Origin of the sequence: Gemmiger sp. An194 (assembly GCF_002160145.1) — a bacterium.
GTDB lineage: Bacteria > Bacillota > Clostridia > Oscillospirales > Ruminococcaceae > Allofournierella.
On the sequence record NZ_NFKA01000011.1, the window covers coordinates 61,427 to 81,050 of the forward strand.

General features: G+C 59.1%; 12 protein-coding genes. 8 read left to right on the top strand and 4 right to left on the bottom strand.

Annotated elements, in window-relative coordinates; all coding sequences use genetic code 11:
- Positions 1-7: 7 nt before the first annotated feature.
- The 3 genes from B5F28_RS08485 to B5F28_RS08495 all read right to left on the bottom strand — a co-directional run bounded on the left by B5F28_RS08485 (position 8) and on the right by B5F28_RS08495 (position 3,546).
- Positions 8-1,552, bottom strand: a complete 1,545-nt coding sequence (locus B5F28_RS08485; protein ID WP_247643441.1) for an ABC transporter substrate-binding protein — start codon at positions 1,550-1,552, stop codon at positions 8-10.
- Between the two features lie 83 nt (positions 1,553-1,635).
- Entirely contained in the window at positions 1,636-2,541 is a 906-nt protein-coding gene (locus B5F28_RS08490) for a carbohydrate ABC transporter permease (RefSeq protein ID WP_087295265.1), read from the bottom strand.
- A gap of 51 nt (positions 2,542-2,592) precedes the next feature.
- A complete protein-coding gene (locus tag B5F28_RS08495; RefSeq protein WP_087295218.1) occupies positions 2,593-3,546 on the bottom strand; it encodes an ABC transporter permease in 954 nt (317 codons plus the stop codon).
- A 253-nt stretch (positions 3,547-3,799) separates the two neighbouring features.
- Between B5F28_RS08495 and B5F28_RS08500 the strand changes: the two genes are divergently transcribed.
- Both B5F28_RS08500 and B5F28_RS08505 read left to right on the top strand, forming a co-directional pair.
- On the top strand, positions 3,800-4,876 hold the full coding sequence (locus B5F28_RS08500; RefSeq protein WP_087295220.1) for a response regulator transcription factor: 1,077 nt from the start codon (positions 3,800-3,802) through the stop codon (positions 4,874-4,876).
- On the top strand, positions 4,873-6,660 hold the full coding sequence (locus B5F28_RS08505) for a sensor histidine kinase (RefSeq protein WP_158097554.1): 1,788 nt from the start codon (positions 4,873-4,875) through the stop codon (positions 6,658-6,660). Before B5F28_RS08500 ends, B5F28_RS08505 begins: the two co-directional genes overlap by 4 nt.
- 76 nt (positions 6,661-6,736) lie before the next feature.
- Here B5F28_RS08505 and B5F28_RS14890 read toward each other — a convergent pair whose 3' ends face one another.
- Positions 6,737-12,463, bottom strand: coding sequence for an InlB B-repeat-containing protein (locus tag B5F28_RS14890; protein ID WP_158097555.1), 5,727 nt, complete (start codon positions 12,461-12,463; stop codon positions 6,737-6,739).
- A 326-nt stretch (positions 12,464-12,789) separates the two neighbouring features.
- Between B5F28_RS14890 and B5F28_RS08515 the strand changes: the two genes are divergently transcribed.
- From B5F28_RS08515 to argF, 6 genes are all read left to right on the top strand, one after another.
- Positions 12,790-14,148, top strand: a complete 1,359-nt coding sequence (locus B5F28_RS08515) for an alpha-L-fucosidase (RefSeq protein ID WP_087295226.1) — start codon at positions 12,790-12,792, stop codon at positions 14,146-14,148.
- A 275-nt stretch (positions 14,149-14,423) separates the two neighbouring features.
- The gene (gene argC / locus B5F28_RS08520; protein WP_087295228.1) at positions 14,424-15,350 is read left to right on the top strand and encodes an N-acetyl-gamma-glutamyl-phosphate reductase; all 927 of its coding nucleotides are present in this window, start codon (positions 14,424-14,426) and stop codon (positions 15,348-15,350) included.
- Positions 15,351-15,401: 51 nt separating this feature from the next.
- A complete protein-coding gene (argJ, locus tag B5F28_RS08525; RefSeq protein WP_206423061.1) occupies positions 15,402-16,622 on the top strand; it encodes a bifunctional glutamate N-acetyltransferase/amino-acid acetyltransferase ArgJ in 1,221 nt (406 codons plus the stop codon).
- Between the two features lie 10 nt (positions 16,623-16,632).
- Positions 16,633-17,508 (top strand): acetylglutamate kinase, encoded by an 876-nt coding sequence (gene argB, locus B5F28_RS08530; protein WP_087295230.1) that lies wholly within the window; start codon positions 16,633-16,635, stop codon positions 17,506-17,508.
- Complete coding sequence (locus B5F28_RS08535) at positions 17,495-18,661, top strand: acetylornithine transaminase (protein WP_087295232.1); 1,167 nt, start codon at positions 17,495-17,497, stop codon at positions 18,659-18,661. The genes argB and B5F28_RS08535 overlap by 14 nt, the downstream gene beginning before the upstream one ends.
- The gene (gene argF, locus B5F28_RS08540) at positions 18,658-19,569 is read left to right on the top strand and encodes an ornithine carbamoyltransferase (RefSeq protein ID WP_087295234.1); all 912 of its coding nucleotides are present in this window, start codon (positions 18,658-18,660) and stop codon (positions 19,567-19,569) included. Before B5F28_RS08535 ends, argF begins: the two co-directional genes overlap by 4 nt.
- Positions 19,570-19,624 lie beyond the last annotated feature (55 nt).

Sequence of the window (19,624 nt, forward strand, 5' to 3'; positions counted from 1 at the left end):
AACATGTTTATTTTGCGGACTTGAAGGTGGTCAGCTGGTTCTCGACCTCTTTCATCAGATCGTCCACACCGTTGGCCTGCATGGCCTCCAGGAACTTGGGAATGTACTCAGCGGGGTCCACAGAGCCGGTCTCCAGAGAGGGGGTGTACTCGGCGATCACGTTGGTGAGAGCCGCAACCTGAGTTTCCACAGGCACTGCGTCAAAGGTGAAGCCGTTGTTGGGAGAGATCAGAGCGGAGTTGTTGTAGTCCTGGAACAGCTGCTCGATGTTATCGGGGTAGCTGATATCCCACTTCTGGTTGAAGGGAGTGCCGAACTGCCAGCCGTAGGTGTAGTCGTAGCCGTTTTCGGTCAGGGTGCCGCCCATGGTCTTGTCCACCTGCTTGTCGCCCACTGCGGTGTAGTGCTCGCCCTCGATACCGTGGCGGATCAGGGTGCCCACGTATTCATCGGTATTCAGCAGGTTGATGAACTCCAGAGCCTTGTCGGGATGCTCACTGGCGGAAGAGATGGCCAGCAGGCCGCCCATGGCGCTGCGGGTCTCGAACAGGGGGTCCATCAGGGCAACAAAACCAACGCCGTGGCCGCTGGAAGCGCTCATGGACTCGGAGGTGCCGGGAGCATACTGGATGAAGTAGGAGAACAGTGCGCCGTTGTTGAAGTCGTTGTCACGGTTGGCGATGTCGCTGTCGTAGTTCACGGGGTCACCGCCCAGGTAGCCGGCCTTGTTCCAGCCGCGAACGGTCTGGCAGTAGTCCATGTACTCTTCGCTGGCGTACTGGTTGAATACGGTCTGGCTGGCCACATCCTGGAAGTTGCCGAACTCAGGCACAGCAGCAGCGGCAGGCAGCTTGGGGTTGCCGGTCAGAGACTCGTAGGGGGCAGCCATGGGCCAGGCGTTGGTCAGGCCGGAAACGCCCACCACGTTCTTGCCTTCGGCCTTGGACTTCTCGGCCACGACCTCCAGCACCTTGGTGTAGTCCTCCAGGGTCTTGACGGCGCTCATGTCGATGCCATAGGCCTCGGCCATATCGCTGTTGTACACGATGCCACCCTGCCAGCCCATCTCCTTGTAGGAGGGCACGCCGTAGATGGAACCGTTTACCTTAACGGCATCCCAAACCGCTTCGGGAATGAAGTCGTAGGTCTCCTTGGCGTACTGGGGCAGCAGCTCGGTGATGTCCAGGAAGGCATCCTTGCCGGTAAACTGCAGGTAGTCGGTGGTCCAGTTGGAGGTGAAGCAGATGTCGAAGTACTCACCTGCGTTGATCAGGTTGGGCATCTTCTCCTTGTAGTCCGGGTTGGCGATGACCTTGTAGTCGATCTCCACGCCGATCTTCTCGCGGGTGTACTCATTCAGCTTGGCGATCACCTTTTCGGTATCTGCCGCAACGGGGTTGATGGACATGTACCAGGTCAGGGTGGTCACGTCGTCGCCGCCGGAAGCCGCGCTGCCGGAAGCGGAGCCTGCGCCGCCACAGCCGGTCAGAAGGCCGGCAGTCATGGCTGCGGTCATGGCCAGCGCCGCAGCGCGCTTGGAGATGTTTTTCATAATGTTCCTCCTTGAAAATTGATTCTATCAACGCATTTTCCTGCTTGGAAAACGCGGTCGTTCCATATTTTATTGCGATGCGGTCAGCCTTTTACGCCGCCCACGGTCAGACCCTTTACGAAGTACTTCTGGAAGAAGGGGTAGGCCAGCAGGATGGGCAGCACCACCAGAACAGTGAGTGCCATACGGCCGCTGTCGGTGGGAGCATTGGCTGCCATTTCGGCATATTCCAAAGCGTTGGCCGAGGACTGCTTCATAAATTCCAGGCTGTTCTGCATGCTCCACAGCAGGGTCTGCACCGGGTACTTTTTCTGGTCCACGATGTACAGCATGCCGAGGAACCAGTCGTTCCAGTAGGCGATGGTGGTGAACATGCCGATGGTGGCAAGACCGGGCTTGGAAAGGGGCAGCACGATGCTAAAGAAGGTTTTGAATTCACCGGCACCGTCGATGCGGGCGGCTTCGATGATTTCCAGCGGGATGCTCTTATAGAAGGTGCGGAGCACAATCACATAGAAGGCATTCAGCGACATGGGAAGGATCAGTGCCCACACGCTGTTGCCCAGACCCAGCATCTGGGTGTTCACCATGTAGGTGGCCACGATGCCGCCGTTAAACAGCATGGTGAAGAGCATGAGCAGCGTGAATACCCGGTTGTAGGCATAGTCGCTGCGGCTGAGCACATAGGCGAACATGGCGGTGATAGCCAGGCTGAACAGGGTGCCTACCACGGTCACAAATATGGTGATGCCGTAGGAGCGGATCAGCTGATCGCCCAGTTTAAAGAAAAAGCGGTAGGCATCCAGACTCCATTCACTGGGGAAAAAGCTGTAGCCATTCTGGAAGATGCTTTGTTCGCTGCTGAAGGACACAACGACCACCAGTGCCAGCGGCAGCACGCAGGCCAGAGACCAGAGCAAAAACACCAGGTTCAGCACTGCATTTGTCTTTTTGGAGATGCGGTTGATGGACAGTTCATCGCTCGGCATCTCCGATACTTTTTTGAAGAGTTTCATCGGTTGCTTTCCTCCCTTAGACCATTAGAACAGGGCGCTGTCCGGCTCGATGCGGCGCACCACCAGGTTGGCGCCCACCACCATCACAAAGCCCACGATGGACTGGTACAGGCTTGCAGCTGCCGCCATACCCACGTTGCCGGTTTCCTTCAGGGCCCGATATACGTAGGTGTCGATGACCTGAGTTGCCGGGTACAGGGGGCCGGAGTTGCGGGGCAGCTGGAAGAACAGACCGAAGTCCGCGTAGAAGATGCGGCCGATGGCCAGGATGGTAAGTACGATCATCATGGGCTTCAGGCAAGGCAGCGTAATCCGCTTGATCTGCTGCCATTTGGTTGCGCCGTCGATGATGGCTGCCTCGTAGTAGTCGTTGGAGATGCCGGTCAGACTGCTGATGTACATGACCGTGGAGTAGCCGATGGTCTTCCAGATCTGGAAGAAGGTGAGGATGAAGGGCCATTTGCCCGGCTCGGAGTACCAGTCCACGCCCTGGAAGCCGAAGTAGGCCAGCAGGTGGTTAAACAGGCCATCGTCCACGCTGAACAGCGAGAAGGCCATGAAGGAAACAACCACCCAGGACAGGAAGTACGGCGCCATGAAGATGGTCTGGTAAATCTTGGCCCGCCGCTTGCGAAGCAGCTCGCTGAGACCAATCGCCATGGCCACCGCCAGGATCAGGTCCATCAGAATGAACAGCACGTTGTAGCAGATGGTGTTTCGGGTGATGACCCAGGCATCAGAGGTCTGGAACAGGAACTTGAAGTTGTTCAGTCCCACCCAGTCGCTGCCGAAGATGCCCTTGCGAACACTGAATCGCTTGAAGGCCAGCAGCAGGCCGGACATGGGCAGATACCGGAACAGGAACATCACGATCAACGCGGGCAGCGCCATCAGCGTGAGCGGAAGATTCTTTTTGAAGGTTTTTAAAAAGCCAGCCTTGTTGTACGCTCCGCCGGCGTACTTTGCCGATTGTTTCATTGCGTTTCCTCCTTGCGGCACAGTGGCCTTGTTTTCCGTCTGCCTTAATTATAAACGCCGCCCTGTTCGCCAACAACGATACTAATTTTAAGTGGGGTGCACTTTTTTTAGGCATAGCCGGTTCCACAAGAAAAGTTCTCTTTGTCTTATATTTTTTTGCAACATCTACAACCACGCAGGCAAAAAGTGTGCTATACTGGAGAACAGTTCTTTTGCATTTGTTCCCCTTCCTATCTGAAAGGAGCACCTCTTTATGAAGATCATTCTTGTGGACGATGACCGCATGGCCCTGGACGGAATTTCCCGTATGCTGCACTGGGACCGGTTCGGCGGCCAGCTGATGGGCTGTGCCACCAGCGGTGATGAAGCGGTAACCCTGCTTGAGGAGCATCATCCGGATGTGGTCATTTCCGATATCCGCATGCCCGGCATGGACGGTCTGGATCTAGCCCGCTATCTGTATGAGCATTGCCCGAACACCCGCATGATCCTGATCAGCGGCCACGGTGAATTTGAATACGCCCAGCGGGCTTTGCAATATCAGGTGACGGATTATATTCTGAAGCCCATTACCCGGGCAAAGCTGAACAGCCTGGAGGAACGGCTTGCAGCGATCAGCGCCGAGCTCACGGCGGATGTGCCGCCCTGGTATGCCTGCGATGAAGCCCTGCGCACTCAGGTGAGTCAGGCGCTTCATAAAGGAGATATGGCCGCTATGGGTGAATTGCTCATCAGCAACGATGTGTTCCGTTCTCTCTCGGACCGGCGGGACGTGCTGGGCATCCAGCTGCTGAATTACCTCTTCTTATATCAGGAGGAGCTGGGCAAGGACCGGGCCAGCCTGGACGCCATGCGTCAGAAGGCCATGGAGGAATACTGGAAGCTCACCACCCAGCAGGAACGCCTGGCCTACCTGGCTACCCAATATTACGATCTGATGGAATACGCGGAAAATCGCAAGAGCGAGTATGCAAACCCCATTGTCTCCTATTGTCTGCAGGCCATTCAGGACAACTACTCCGATTCCAACTTCAACATCTCCAATCTGGCGGATACGCTGCATCTTTCCCTGTCCTACCTGAGCACGGTTTTCAAAAATGCCACCGGCCAGAACATCAGCAACTATCTTTCCGCCCGGCGGCTGGAGCGGGCCCAGGCCCTTTTGCGGGACGCCTCCATCCCCATCAAGGATGTGTGCTTCTCTTCCGGTTACGATGATCCCCGCTATTTTGCCAAGTTCTTTAAAAAGCACACCTGCATGACTCCCAGCGAGTTCCGCAACCTGTATGCCGGATGCCCGAGCAACGCCAGCGGGGAGGCCATGCCATGAGCATCAAAAAGCGCACATTTCTGATTGTCTGCTGCATCATCTCAGCCATTCTGCTCACGCTGAACGGCGCGACTTATCTGCTGTTCCGGTACTCCATCGCCCGGCAGCTGATCACTTCCCAGGAGGCGGTGATCAAGGCCAATGTGCGGCTGAGCGGCATCTTTACCCAGGCGGTGGATCAGTTGGTTTACCAATATACCAGCGACCAGCAGCTGGGCGAGCTGCTCAGCCGAAAGATCGGCCAGGATGAACTGCAGGACCTGAACACCAAATTCAATCTGAACAGCCGCCTTTCCTACCAGCTGAATGCCGTAGCACTTTTGCTGAACAACGGCTTCAAGACCGAGCTGTTCGTGAATCCGGAGCTGGAGGTCAGCCAGCTGTTTCTGCCCTCCAATACCATTCCCAATGTGAGCCGGGTATTCAGCGGTGCCACTGTTGCCGACGAAGATTGGTATCAGGCGGCCCTGAGCCGCCGCAGCGGGCAGCACATCTTTCTGAGTGAGGATCAGACACGGCTGTGCTTTGCCTGCCGGCTGCAAAGCAGCACCTTCACCGGCGCGCACCTGCCGGATGGTGTGGGCGTGCTGCGTGGCAGCCTGCCAGTGACCCAACTGCCGCACCTGCTCTCGCTGGTTCCGGTAACCGAAAACAGTGGCTTTCTGCTGCTGAACGACCAGGGGACCCAGGTATTCCGCAGCCCCAATCTGAGCGAGCTGGACATCTCTGAAACTCTGCTGATCCCAAACTCGGTCAGCTCCCTGTTGGAGATCGAGAACGAGCAGTATCTGTGTACTTCGCAGGAATTGCAATGGGGACTGCAGCTGGTATTCCTGACCCCTTATCAGGACATCATCACACAGGTATGGGTAATGATGTTCCCCTATCTTTTGTGCTCCATCGCTTTCGTCGTTCTGGGAATCTTATTATCGCTGGTCCTTTCGGCCAGCATTTCCCGTCCGGTAGTGCAGCTCACAAAAAAAATCGAAGCCATTCAGGATACCCGCGGCGTGCAGTGGGACGCTTCTTCCATCCGCGGTCCACGGGAGATCCAACAGCTCAGTCGCAGCTTCGGCAACCTGATCGATCGTGTCAACACACTGATCCAGGAGCTCACCACCAAGGAAAACATGCGCAGAGAAAGCGAACTGCGAGCCTTGCAGGCCCAGATCAACCCCCACTTCATGCTCAACGCCATGAACGCGGTGAACTATATGGCGCTGGAACGGGAAGAGGATGACATCGCCGCCACCGTGGATTCCATCGCAAGCCTGATGCGCTACAGCATCACAGAGCCGGACCGGATGGTTACGATCTCCACCGAGCTGGACAACATCCGGGAATACATCTCGGTGTACGTACTTCGTTTCCGGCAGGACATTCGCCTGGAGATCCTGCCCGGCCTGTCGCCTTCTCAGGTGGTCATTCCAAAATTCACCCTGCAGCCTCTGGTGGAAAATTCCATCCGCCATGGCATCACCCGGCAGGATCCAGGCATTATCATCCGGATCAGTGCCCGGGAGGAAAATGGCATGCACATTATTGAAGTCACCGATACCGGCTGCGGCGCAGATGCAGAACTACTGAATGCCTATCTGGATTATCAGGACGTTCCCCTCAAGGTGACGCACGGCTTTGGCATCCGCAATGTGAATGAGCGGCTGATGCTGCGCTTCGGCGATCAGGGCGGGCTGCGCTACTTCAACTACGACGGACAGCGGCTGCTGGCCCGGCTCACGCTTCCGAAAGATCTTGACTCTGCATCCTCCTGCTTTGCAGATTAAATTTATACGACAAAAACACCTCTGTGCCAATGACACAGAGGTGTTTTTTAGTGTTTATTTACCGCAATTGGATCAATTACTCTTCACGATTTGCTTTCATCTTCCAGAGAACGATTCCGAGCACTGCGGCCAGTAGCACTGCTCCACCCGCCACCAGAATAACCGGCATGGGATTTTTGTTGGCGTTCGCTTCGGTCACAGGAACAGAAGAGGCGCTGGAATCCGACTGTGCGGTGCTGTTTTCCGGAGAAGGAGTGGGCGCAGCGGTGGGGGTGACTGCATCGCTCTGCTCCGACTGGCTCTCACTTTCCGGGGCGGGAGTCGCCTTCACGGGCTTCTTCTCCGTATTCGATGTGTTCACCGGGGGGACCGCCGTGGGTGCGGGAGCTGCCGTAGGCGCGGCAGTGGGCGCAGGAGCAGGTGCCGCGGTGGGGTCCGGGCGGGGATTCTGATCCGGCGCCTGTGTGGGGGCCGGGCTGGGCTGGGGCTTCGCAGTGGGTTCCGGGTCCGGATTCGGGTCCGGACTGGGCGCGGGCGCTTCCACCTGTACGAAGGTACCGGTCACCTGCACCGCCTGACCGGGCATGCGGAAGGAATAGCTCTTGCCTGCCTCCTGAGCGGTCACGCTCTGCTGCGCGCCGTCCTCTCCGGTGACTCGCAGACTGCCGTCTTCAAAGCGGTAGCCCTCGGCCGGCTGTACCGTCACGGTGACGGTATCGCCCAGGCCCGCTGCGGACGCAGAGGCCGACAGGGTACCATGCTCCGGCTGAGTCAAGGTGATGGCATACTGATTCTTTACAAAGCTTACCTGTACATCCAGATCGGCAGTTACACCATTCAGCAGCCAGGTGCCGTTGGTCTCGTTATACTGAGCGTTCTGCTCCCCTGCTTTGACTGCTTCCACCATGTAGCCAGTCTGAGCCTTGGGAATCACAACAGCGCTGCCGCCGTCCTTTACCAGCTGGCGTTCCGGCACAACGGTACCGCCTTCGCCTGCGGCTGCGGCAACGGTGTGCATCCGGGTATCGGCGCTCACGAACTCCACAGCTACCGCCAGATCGCTGGTCACGTTTTCAATGGTCAGTTCATTGCCCTGTGCGGGAACCGGCCAGGGCTGGCCGTTCACGGCGATGCTTCCTACGATGTTGCCTTCTTCCGGCTGCATCCGGATCTGGATCGAGCCGCCATCCTGTACGCCGGAGGCCGTGGCCTGGGCAGTACCGGAACCGGTGCTCTCCACCGTTACGGTGTGATCCGGAACCGCTTCAAAAGCAGCCTGCAGGGTCACCGCCTGAGCAGGCATGACAAATTCATACCGTTCGCCGTCCACTGCATCCAGGGCCAGCGTTCCGCCATCGGCAAGAAGAGCCTTCAGGCTGCCCTTCACCAGACGCCTACCCTCCTGGGGACGTACCGTTACGGTGACCGTCTGGCGATAGGCCGCCGTTCCCTGTACCGAAAGTTCCAGGCTGCCGCCGGTGATGCCTTCGGCCAGGGTCACCGGATACTGCTGCGCGTCAAAGACCGCGCTCAGAGTCACTGCCTGGGCAGGCATGACGAAGGAAAGCACTCCCTCTTCCCCTGCTTCCAGCGGGACGATCGTGCCATCTGCCGCAGTGGCTTTCAACGAATCTGCATGCAGCTGATAGCCGGTAAAGGCCTGCGTCTTCACCGTTACCTTGCTGCCTGCCTGGGTCTTCAGTACCGAGGGAACGATCACGCCACCCTCGCCGGGTGCAAGCTGGATCGGATAAGCCGCCGGGGCGAAGGTGATCTGAATATTCTTGTTTTCCTGGATATTGGTCAGCACCAGACGGCCGTCCGCCGGGATGTTCTGAGCCACGCCGTTCACCACGATCCGGTAGACCTGATACCCCTCATTCGGGGTGATCTTGACCACCGCGCTGCCGCCGGCGGTCACCCGGTCGGCGGTAAGCAGCTCAGCCTTGCCGTTTTCACTGGCCGCCACACTCACAGAAAAGCTCTCTGCCCCGGGCTCGTTTTCCCACATGCGCTCCACAACGGCATAGTCGATGCGGCTGTAGCCGCCCTTGACCGACACAGTGAGCAGGTGGTTTTCGTTCTGCTTTGCCTCCGGGACAGACACCGCCCACATGCGGGCGGACACTTTTCCGTTATTGCCCAGCTTGGAGGCATCCAGCTGGGTGGGCTGTACGTCCTTGCCATCCAGCTGGAAGGTCAGCGTGCCGTACTGCGCAGAGGGGTCGGCTTCACCCAGCGGGGTAACGCCTGCATACAGCTGCACGCCGGTGCCGTAGAACTGAATGCTGTAGGTCGCATCTTCTTTGGTGGTGCGGGTAAAGCCCAGATTCTGATACTGGGCATTCTGCACGTGCTGCACCCAGCCGTTTGCCTCGTCGCCGTCCGGTTTGAAGCCATTGTTGTCAGTGCCCATGGGCTTGGATGCCACGGACTCCGGCTGATATGCAAAGTGATTTTTTGCCGACGCATCGGTGGTGCGCTGATCCAGATATTCCTGTACCGCATTGGCACCGGTGCTGTTCTGTGCGGTGATATCAGCCGGCAGGCTGCCCTGATAGCTTACCTTTGCGCCGTCGATACCCGCCTGGCTGTCGTTCAGTTTTTCAATGGTCAGAGTGTGGACACCCTGCTCCAGATTGTCGAACACCAGGCTGCGGCCGGAGCCGGTCTTCCACTGAGGCTCTTCGCCTTCTTTGGTGATGGCCGCACGGATGTTCCCGGCCTGATCTGCCCGCAGCAGCAGCTCCACCTTATTGCCATAGAAGGTGAAGGTGGCACGGGCACCGCTCCAGTTGGAGAAATGGCCGTCGTTTTCCAGGGGATACTGGGTCATGCTGCTGCCGTTGGTCTCGGTCTCCCGATAGGACCACAGCCCGTCGTAGTCAAAACGGAACAGGCCGCTGCCCATGGTGTTATCGTTCACGGTGATGGTATTCACCCGGCCGGGGTCCAGCTCGGTGCGCTCCATCTTCACTTCATAGATGGCAGGCAGGCCCTCTGCCTTGGAAACGGTGAGCCGGACGCCCTCTGCCTCCACGGGAGAAGCAACAGAAGCGGTCCACACGCCCTCGTTCTTGGTCAGCTCGCCCAGAGACTGCCACTGACCGGCGGCATCCTTGTATTCCGCCTTCATGGTCTGGATGGCACTTCCCTTTTCCACCACGGTCAGCTGGCTCACCTGGCTCTGTGCGAAGGTGTTTTCCAGCGTGTACTGTTCCGCGGCCTGCTGAGGCTGCCAGTAGGTGGCGGGGTGGCCGTCAAAGGCAAAGGAGGCGTAAGTGCCTTCTGCCTGAGAGCTGGCCGAAGCGGTGGTGTTGGTGTTCCAGAAATAGAGGTTGGCTTCGCCGCCGCCCAGGGTAACGGTAAAGCTGCCGTTCTCGTCCAGAGCAACCGGGCTCAGCTTGCCGCCGTTGTCCTTCTGTACCTCGTACAGGGTGTAGCCGGCCTTCACAAAAGCCGGATCTGCAGTGAGGGTGATCTGCTGGCGGGTGTTCTCGGCGCTGCCCGCCTCACGCTGGGGGATGTTGAACTGATTGTAGCGCTCGGCAGTGCCTGCCACCAGACCGTTCATCACCATGAACGCCTTGGGTGCGGTGGCACCGGCAAAATGCTCGGCGATCTCGCTCTCGTACAGACCGGGCAGGGTGTTGAAGTAGCCCAGCACCACATCGCCGGTTTTGCCGCCATGCGCCTTGGACAGGCTCTGCACCTGCACGGCAGAAAGGCCGAATTCCCGATTCTTGGCTGCGCTCTGCTCACTGTCGAAGTTGCCGCGGTGGAAGCCGCTGGCCGACGCACCGTCTTCGCTGCCGATCTGGCCCACCTTGAACATGATCCAGTCGTTGTTTAGGCGGGTGAGCTGATCGTCAATGGCGTGAACGCGGTCGATCAGCTGACCCCATTCCAGCAGGCCGCGGGTGGGGGTGCCGTCCTCATCCCACAGATAGCTGCGGTCAAACTGGTACTCCACCCGGAAGAAGTTCAGCCACTTCATACCGGACAAAATGGAGGTGTTTACCACCAGATTCTTGTTGGACTGGGAGTGGTTGAAGGCGAAGGCGTCCAGATACTGGCCAAACATGATGGGCATGCTTCCGGTACCATCCACACCGCCGTAAGCCAGTTTGCGGTAGCTTTCCCAGGTGGGCAGATTCAGCAGCTTTCGGGCTGCGTTCTTCTGCACATCCCCGTTGGAAAGGTTGATGCTGGAGGGATTGGCCCAGCTCGCATCGCCGTAGTAGTCGTCCCAGGTGAGCAGGTCCGGCTGGGCAATGCGCAGGTATTCCTTCACATTGGTCTCGCCCCACTGGTTGGGGAACTGGTTGGTATGCAGGATCACGCCGGGGTAATGCTGGCGGGTCCAGGCAAACCACTTGCCGAAGGCCTCGGCTTCGCCGGTGCTGTAGCCGCCCTCGTCACCGAAGCAGAAGCTGATGGCGTTATGGATATACGGCTTCATGGACTCGGGCACAAACTCTCTGGGATCACCTGCGCCGCCCATGTTATTGCCGCCGAAGGGAGCCTTTGCAATGCCCCACAGCGAATCCGGGTTATAGAGCATGTAGTCCGCATTGGCAAAGTCCGGGTCATAGAACAGCGGGCCGTCGTAGCCGAACTGTCTGGCCTCCTCCACGGTGGGGGTGCCGCGGCCGTAACCGCTGCTGGGGGTCCAGCCTAGCATGGGCAGACCCCGCTCCACCACGGTCGCCTGACCGCTGGCCAGATACTGGTGGCGCTCTTCATGCTGATAGGGCACGCTGCCGCCTTCCGGGGCAGGCTGCTTCTCCGGCACGGTGCCGGAGTCGGTGAAGATCATGAACTGGTACAGCCGCAGCTCCTTTTCCGGCCGCTGCCAGTGAGTGACCTCAAACCGGATATAGCGGGCGTCGTAGGAAACACCGAACTCGTACCGGGTCACATTCTGATGATACTGTACACCGGTGTTCATGTTGCCCTTGGTGATGGGAGTCTGCCAGTGTTCTCCGTCGGTACTTACCGAGATCCGAGCCTTGTTATTGCCCAGGCCCATATTGGAGGGACCAAACGCCGCGCGGATACGGCTGACACTGTACACCGCACCCAGATCCACGGTAAACAGCGTCACCGGGGATTTGGTTCCGTTTGCATCCGGCAGTTTATCCGGAGAAACCTTCCAATAGCTTTCGCTGGTGTCCACATAGCTGCCGTCTGCCTTGCTGCTTTCCGGCAGGACTACCTCGTAATCCTTTTTCAGGATCTCCAGCAGCTTGTTCTGGTCACCCACTTCCGTTTTAACCGAAAGTGCATTGCTGATTGCTTCGTTTTTCACCACCGGCACACGGCCCCGGTAGTCGCTCTCGGTTTTGTTTACGGTTACAGTATAGGTACTGGTGGCACCGCCGTCGCTCACCTGCACCTTCAAGGGATGCTCACCGGGCTGGGAAACGTCCATTTCCACATAGCCCTTGTCATTGGGTTTTGTGCCGTTCACCGTTACCTGCGCGGTATCGGAAGCGGCAAACGGGTACACCTGGATGGAATCCACCGAGGCATAAGCGGTTCCGGTGTAGTCGGTCACCTGGGGTGCAAAGCCGGTATCGTTCGGCACTGCACCTTCCGGGTAACCGTTCACAGGCTGCAGCTCATACACCCGGTCCAGAATCAGGTTGTTCAGTCGGGGCGGTTCGCCCTGCGCTCTGGCCCCCAGCGACAGGGGCAACACCCCGGTCAAGGCCAGCGCACCGGCACACAGCAGGCTGACCGCCCGCCTGCCCAGCCCCGTTCGCCAAAGCGATACGGGCTTGTTTTGCGTTTGCTTCATTCTCGTTCCTCCTTGCTGTTTTCTCCGCAGGCCACCGTGGTCTGCGAAATGGCGGAAGTATGTTTTCATGATAACCGCCATTTTCCCACCGGAAAAGTGGAATTATTTCGGTTTATGTGTCTTTTTTCTTGCTTCGAGTCGGGATTTTCTCTTAACCGGTTCCCCCGGAACACCGCAGCCAAAAAAAGTGCACATCAGCAAAAGAATTGCCCCTTTCGCCGCAGCAAAAATTCTTTTATAGTGGAACCAAAGGGCCCCCACCGCCGGGGCGGCATAAGAAAAGGGCGCTTTGCTGAGCGCCCATTTTGCGAAAGGAACCACATGCCATGAAAAAAGAGATCGTTGCCAACGGCATTCATAATTACACCCCGCCGGAGGAATATGTTCCTCCCAAATCTCCCCAGGTTCAAAAGCATCTGGACTGGTTCATGGGCCTGAAGCTTGGCTTTATGATGCACTGGGCTCCCGGCAGTCAGCTGGGCACCTACGAGAGCTGGCCTTTGAGTGACGGCGACGCCGCCTGGAGCCAGGAGGACTTCACCTGGGCGCCTGCTGAAGTGTGTAAGCAGCAGTACTGGGATGCCAACAAGACCTTCAATCCGGTGAAGTTCGATGCCGCCGCCTGGGCGGAGCTGGCCAGTGAGTGCGGCTTCAAATACCTGCTGTTCACCACCAAGCATCACGACGGCTTCTGCATGTACGACACTAAGACCACCGACTACAAGATCACCGGACCGGACTGCCCCTTCCACACCCATCCGGACGCAGATGTGGTGGGTGCGCTTTATCGGGAGTTTCGCCGCAAGGGGCTCGCCATCTCCACCTATTTCTCCAAGCCCGACTGGCACAGCCCCTACTACTGGGCACCCCAGTTCGGTACTGCCCCCACCCGCAACGTGAACTACGATGTGGACCAGCACCCCGAGCTGTGGGAAAAGTATGTACAGTTCACCCACGAGCAGATCCGGGAACTTTGCACCAACTACGGTCAGATCGATGTGCTCTGGCTGGACGGCGGCTGGGTCCGTCCGGACAATCTGGGCCAGGATATCCGCCTGGGCGAGATCGTGGAGGAGATGCGCGCCACCACCCAGCCCCAGATGATCGTGTGTGAGCGCACCTGCGGCGGTGAGTACGAGAATTTCATCACCCCGGAAAAGACGGTGCCGGACACCGCCCTCACCGTACCCTGGGAGACCTGCACCACCGTGGGGCAGAAATTCTCCTTCCATTACACCGATCATTTCAAGAGCGGCCGCCAGCTGGTCCACCTGCTTCTGGATGTGGTGAGCAAGGGCGGCAACCTGGCACTGAACATCGCGCCGCAGCCGGACGGCCTGCTCCCCGCTCCTGCCGAGCGTTCTCTGCGGGAGATGGGTGCCTGGCTCAAGCTGTTCGGCCAGGGCATCTACAACACCCGCATCTGCGCGCCTTACTTTGAGGAGCGGCTGTTCTACACCCGCACCGACGAGCGCGCCTATACCTTCTATGCCTACGACGAGGTACCCGCTCTGCCGGGCAAGCTCACCCTGCATCTGCCCCAGCCGGTTGCTTCGGTTCGCTGCATGCGCACCGGCCAGACTCTGCGCTTCCGCCAGGGTGATGGCGAAGTGACCCTTGATCTGGACTGCCTGCCCATGGGCGGGGCCTTCTACGCCGAAGGCTTTGAGTTGACCTTCGCCTGATTTTTTCAAACTCCTTCTTCATTTCCTTTCCCTTATCTTCATCAAAACAGCCCGGGCGGCTTTGTTCCTGTATCAGACAGGATCGGAGCCGCCCGGGCTGTATTTTGTATTTTCCTATGTATTTTTACGCTGGACATTTTGTTATTTATTCCGTAGAAAAAACCTAAAAGAGGAATTTTCTTCCAAAAAATATTGAATATATATTCACATGGATACAAAATATATTCATTCGCTATTCACGCAAACAACCCCCGCAAGCAAGGAGGGTCAACACCATGACCAAGGTATTTATCGACGGCAGCGCCGGAACGACAGGCCTGCGCATCCACCAGCGGCTGGCACAGCGGCAGGACATCACCCTGCTCACACTGCCCGAGGAGCTGCGAAAAAACGATGCGGCCCGACAGGCTGCTTTGAACGAATGCGACATTGCATTTCTCTGCCTGCCGGATGCGGCGGCAAAGCAGGCCGTGGCCCTGGTAACTGACCCGGACACGGTGATCATTGATGCCTCCACGGCGCACCGGACCGCCCCGGGCTGGGCCTACGGATTCCCTGAGCTGGGAGACAGTTTTGCTCAGGCAGTGAAAAACGGGAAGCGTATCGCGGTTCCCGGCTGCCACGCCAGCGGCTTCATTGCGCTGGTACAGCCACTGGTCAGCGCCGGACTTCTGGCAAAGGATGCCCTGCTCACCTGTCACTCCGTCACCGGCTACAGCGGCGGCGGCAAGGCGATGATCGCCCAGTATGAGGACCCAGCCCGCAGCCCGCTGCTGGACGCTCCCCGTCAGTATGGCCTGGGCCAGCAGCACAAGCACCTGCCCGAGATGAAGGCCGTCGCCGGGCTGGAAGCACCGCCCATCTTCTGCCCCATCGTGGCGGATTTCTACAGCGGCATGGCGGTAACGGTTCCCCTGTTTGCCAGCCAGCTGAAGGGCAGCGTGGAGGATGTGTGCCAGCTGTACCAAAGCCTTTACACCGGTCCGGTGGTGCACTGGAAGGAATCCTGCGGAGAGGAGGGCTTCTTCTCCGCAGCAGCCCTCACCGGTCTGGACGGAATGGAGATCTCGGTGGCGGGCAACGGCGATCGCATCCTGCTCACCGCCCGATACGACAATCTGGGCAAGGGCGCCAGCGGCGCGGCGGTGGAATGTATGAACCTTGTGCTGGGTCTTGCCCCGGAAACCGGCCTGAGCCTTTAAGCCGTTCAACAGCAGTTTTATTATATTTTCATTATATATAGGGAAGGGAAAATGAACATGAAACAGATCGAAGGCGGCGTCTGCGCCGCAGCGGGATTCAAGGCCGCGGGCGTTCACTGCGGCATTCGGAAAAATCAGACCAAACGGGACCTGGGCCTGATCGTGAGCGACTGCAAGGCCAGCGCCGCGGCGGTGTACACCACCAACCTGGTGAAGGGTGCCCCCCTGCTGGTGACCAAGGAGCATCTGGCAGACGGCACCGCTCAGGCTATCCTCTGCAACAGCGGCAATGCCAACACCTGCAATGCGGACGGCCCCCAGATCGCCAACGCCATGTGTCAGCTGGCGGCGGACCAGCTGGGTCTCGCCCCCGAGGATGTGGCCATCGCATCCACCGGTGTGATCGGCCAGCCCCTGAATCTGGATGTGATTCAGGCGGGCATGGCTCCGCTGGCGGCGGATCTTGCCTACCACAACAGCCTGCACGCAGCCACCGCCATCATGACCACCGACACCATCCCCAAGGAAGCGGCGGTGGAGTTTGAGCTGGACGGCAAGGTATGCCATCTGGGCGGCATCGCCAAGGGCAGCGGCATGATTCATCCCAACATGGCCACCATGCTGGTGTTCCTGACCACCGACGCGGCCATCAGCAGCGATCTGCTGCAGAAGGCCCTGAGCACCGACGTGCAGAGCACCTTCAACATGGTGAGCGTGGACGGTGACACCTCCACCAACGACATGGTGATCGTTCTGGCCAACGGCATGGCGGACAACACCCCCATCACTCAGGAGGGCGAGGATTTCGCCGTCTTTATGAAGGCACTGAACACCGTGACCATGCAGCTGTGCAAGATGCTGGCAGGTGACGGCGAGGGCGCGACCCATCTGCTGGAATGCAAGGTGAGCGGCGCGGCTGACCTGGCCACCGCGCGTACCGTGGCAAAGTCGGTGATCTGCTCCTCGCTGGTAAAGGCCGCCATCTTCGGGGCGGACGCCAACTGGGGCCGCATTCTCTGCGCCATCGGCTACAGCGGCGCGGATGTGAACGTGCAGGCGGTGGATGTGGCCTTCGTCAGCAAGGCGGGCTGCATTGAGGTGTGCAAGGCCGGGGCGGGCATCCCCTTCTCGGAGGAAAAAGCCAAGCAGATTCTGCTGGAGCACGAGATCGAGATTCAGGTGGAGCTGAACAGCGGCAGCGCCGAAAGCACGGCCTGGGGCTGCGATCTGACCTACGATTATGTGAAAATCAACGGCGATTACCGCACCTGAGGAGGCAGCCATGGAACTGAGCAATGCACAACGGGCGCAGGTGCTGATTCATGCCCTGCCCTACATTCAGAAGTACACCGGTAAAATTCTGGTGGTGAAATACGGCGGCAACGCCATGATCAACGAGGATTTAAAGCAAGCAGTAATGGGTGACCTGGTGCTGCTGAGCCTGATCGGCGTGAAGGTGGTGCTGGTGCACGGCGGCGGGCCGGAAATCAGCGACATGCTCAAGCGTGTGGGCAAGGAAAGCAAATTCGTGGACGGCCTGCGGGTGACCGACAAGGAAACCGCCGACATCGTGCAGATGGTGCTGGCGGGCAAGCTCTGCAAGAGCCTTGTGAGCCTGCTGCAGAGCAAGGGCGGCAAGGCCATCGGTCTGAGCGGCATGGACGGCTATCTGATTCAGGCCCAGCCCCTGCGGCCTGAGCTGGGGTATGTGGGCGAGATCACCCACATCAACGTGGAGCCGGTGCTGGACGTGCTGGAGAAGGGCTACATCCCGGTGATCTCCACCGTGGGCTGCGACGCGGAGGGCAACGTGTACAACATCAACGCGGACACCGCCGCCGCCCGCATCGCCGCCGAGCTGAAGGCCGAGAGCCTGATCTCCATGACCGACATCTGCGGCATCCTGCGGGACAAGGACGACCCCTCCACCCTGATCAGCCAGATCACCGTGAGCGAAGCACCCCAGCTGATGCGGGAGGGCGTGATCTCCGGCGGCATGATTCCCAAGGTGGAATGCTGCATCGAGGCCATCCGCCGGGGCGTGAGCCGGGTGTTCATCATTGACGGCCGCATCCCCCACGCCATCCTGATCGAGACCCTCACCGATGAGGGCATCGGCACCATGTTTGTTTCCGGAGGAAATTATGGACAACATTAAACAGCTGGACCAATCCTATGTGGCCCACACCTATGCCCGGTTCCCGGTGACCCTCACCGGCGGCCAGGGCGCACTGCTCACCGGTGACGACGGCAAGCAGTACATCGATATGGGCAGCGGCATCGGCGTGAACGCCTTTGGCGCCTGCGACGCTCAGTGGCTGGAGGCGGTTACCCATCAGGCCGCCGCCCTGCAGCACACCTCCAACCTGTATTACACCGAGCCCTGCGCCAAACTGGCGGCCATGCTCTGCCAGCGCACCGGCATGCAGGAGGTGTTCTTCTCCAATTCCGGCGCGGAGACCAACGAGTGCGCCATCAAGGTGGCCCGCAAGTACGGCGCGGAACAGCTGGGGCCGGAGCACTTCACCGTACTTACTCTGAAAAACAGCTTCCACGGCCGCACTCTGGCCACCCTGGCCGCCACCGGGCAGGAGGTGTTCCACAAGGATTTCCTGCCCCTGACTCCCGGCTTTGTGTATGGTGAATCCGGCGATCTGGAAGGCATCCGAAAAATTCTGGACAAAGTCCCCTGCTGCGCTGTTCTTCTGGAGATGATTCAGGGCGAGGGCGGCGTGCTGGTGCAGGACAAGGCCTTCGTGCAGGGACTGGCCCAGCTGGCAAGCGAACACAAGCTGCTGCTGATGGTGGATGAGGTACAGACCGGCAACGGCCGCACCGGCAAGCTGTTCAGCTACATGCACTACGGCATCCAGCCGGATGTGGTGACCACCGCCAAGGGACTGGGCGGCGGCCTGCCGCTTGGTGCAGTGCTGCTGGGCGGTAAGGCGGCCGGTGTGCTGACCCCAGGCAGCCACGGCAGCACCTTTGGCGGCAACCCGGTGTGCTGCGCCGGAGCAATCTCCATTCTGGAGCGGCTGGACGACACCCTGCTGGCGGAGGTCACCGCCAAGGGCGAATGGATTCGCGCTCAGCTGGAGGGCGCGCCCGGCGTGCGCAGCGTGAGCGGTCTTGGCCTGATGCTGGGCATCGAGACCGAGCGAGACCCGGGCCAGGTGCTGGCCGACTGTCAGGCCCTGGGCGTACTGCCCCTGCGGGCCAAGAACAAGCTGCGGCTGCTGCCGCCTTTGAACATTCCAAACGACCTGCTGGAGCAGGCAGTAACCATCATAAAAGAGGTGTGTGCGAAATGAAACATTTACTGAAACTGGCCGATCTGACCGCGGATGAGATCACCGAGCTGCTGAACATTGCGGATCAGCTGAAGTACGAAAAGAAAAACGGGGTGCCTCATCCCCTGCTGAAAGGCAAAACTCTGGGCATGATTTTCTCCAAATCCTCTACCCGTACCCGTGTATCCTTCGAAGTGGGTATGTTCGATCTGGGCGGCTCCGCGCTGTTTCTGAGCAGCCGGGACCTGCAGATCGGCCGCGGCGAGCCGGTGGAGGACACCGCCCGGGTGCTGAGCCGCTATCTGGACGGCATCATGATTCGTACCTTCGCCCAGCAGGAGGTGGAGGATCTGGCCAAATACGGCTCCATCCCCATCATCAACGGCCTGACCGACTACTGCCATCCCTGTCAGGTGCTGGCGGACCTGATGACCATCCGGGAGCGCAAGGGTGCACTGGCAGGCAAAAAGCTCTGCTTTGTGGGCGACGGCAACAACATGGCCAACAGCCTGATTGCCGGCTGCATCACCATGGGCATGCAGGTATCCGTGGCCTGCCCCGCCGGGCATGAGCCGGACGCAAAGCTGATGCAGTGGGCCAGCGAAACCGGAAACTTCCTGTGCACCACCGATGTGCAGCAGGCCATTCAGGACGCGGATGTGGTCTACACCGATGTATGGGCATCCATGGGTCAGGAGGACGAGGCCGCCGAGCGCCGCAAGGTGTTCGCCCCCTACCAGGTGAACGCCGTCAACATGGCTCTGGCCAAGCCGGACGCCATGGTCATGCACTGCCTGCCCGCCCACCGGGAGGAGGAGATCACCGCCGAGGTGTTCGAGCAGCACGCTGACGAGATCTTCGAGGAGGCCGAAAACCGCCTGCATGCCCAGAAGGCCGTTCTGGTCAAGTGCATGGGCGGCGAGCAATAACCGCTCTATCTTATCCATTGCACCCCCAGACATCTGTTTCCCGGTTGTTATCTTT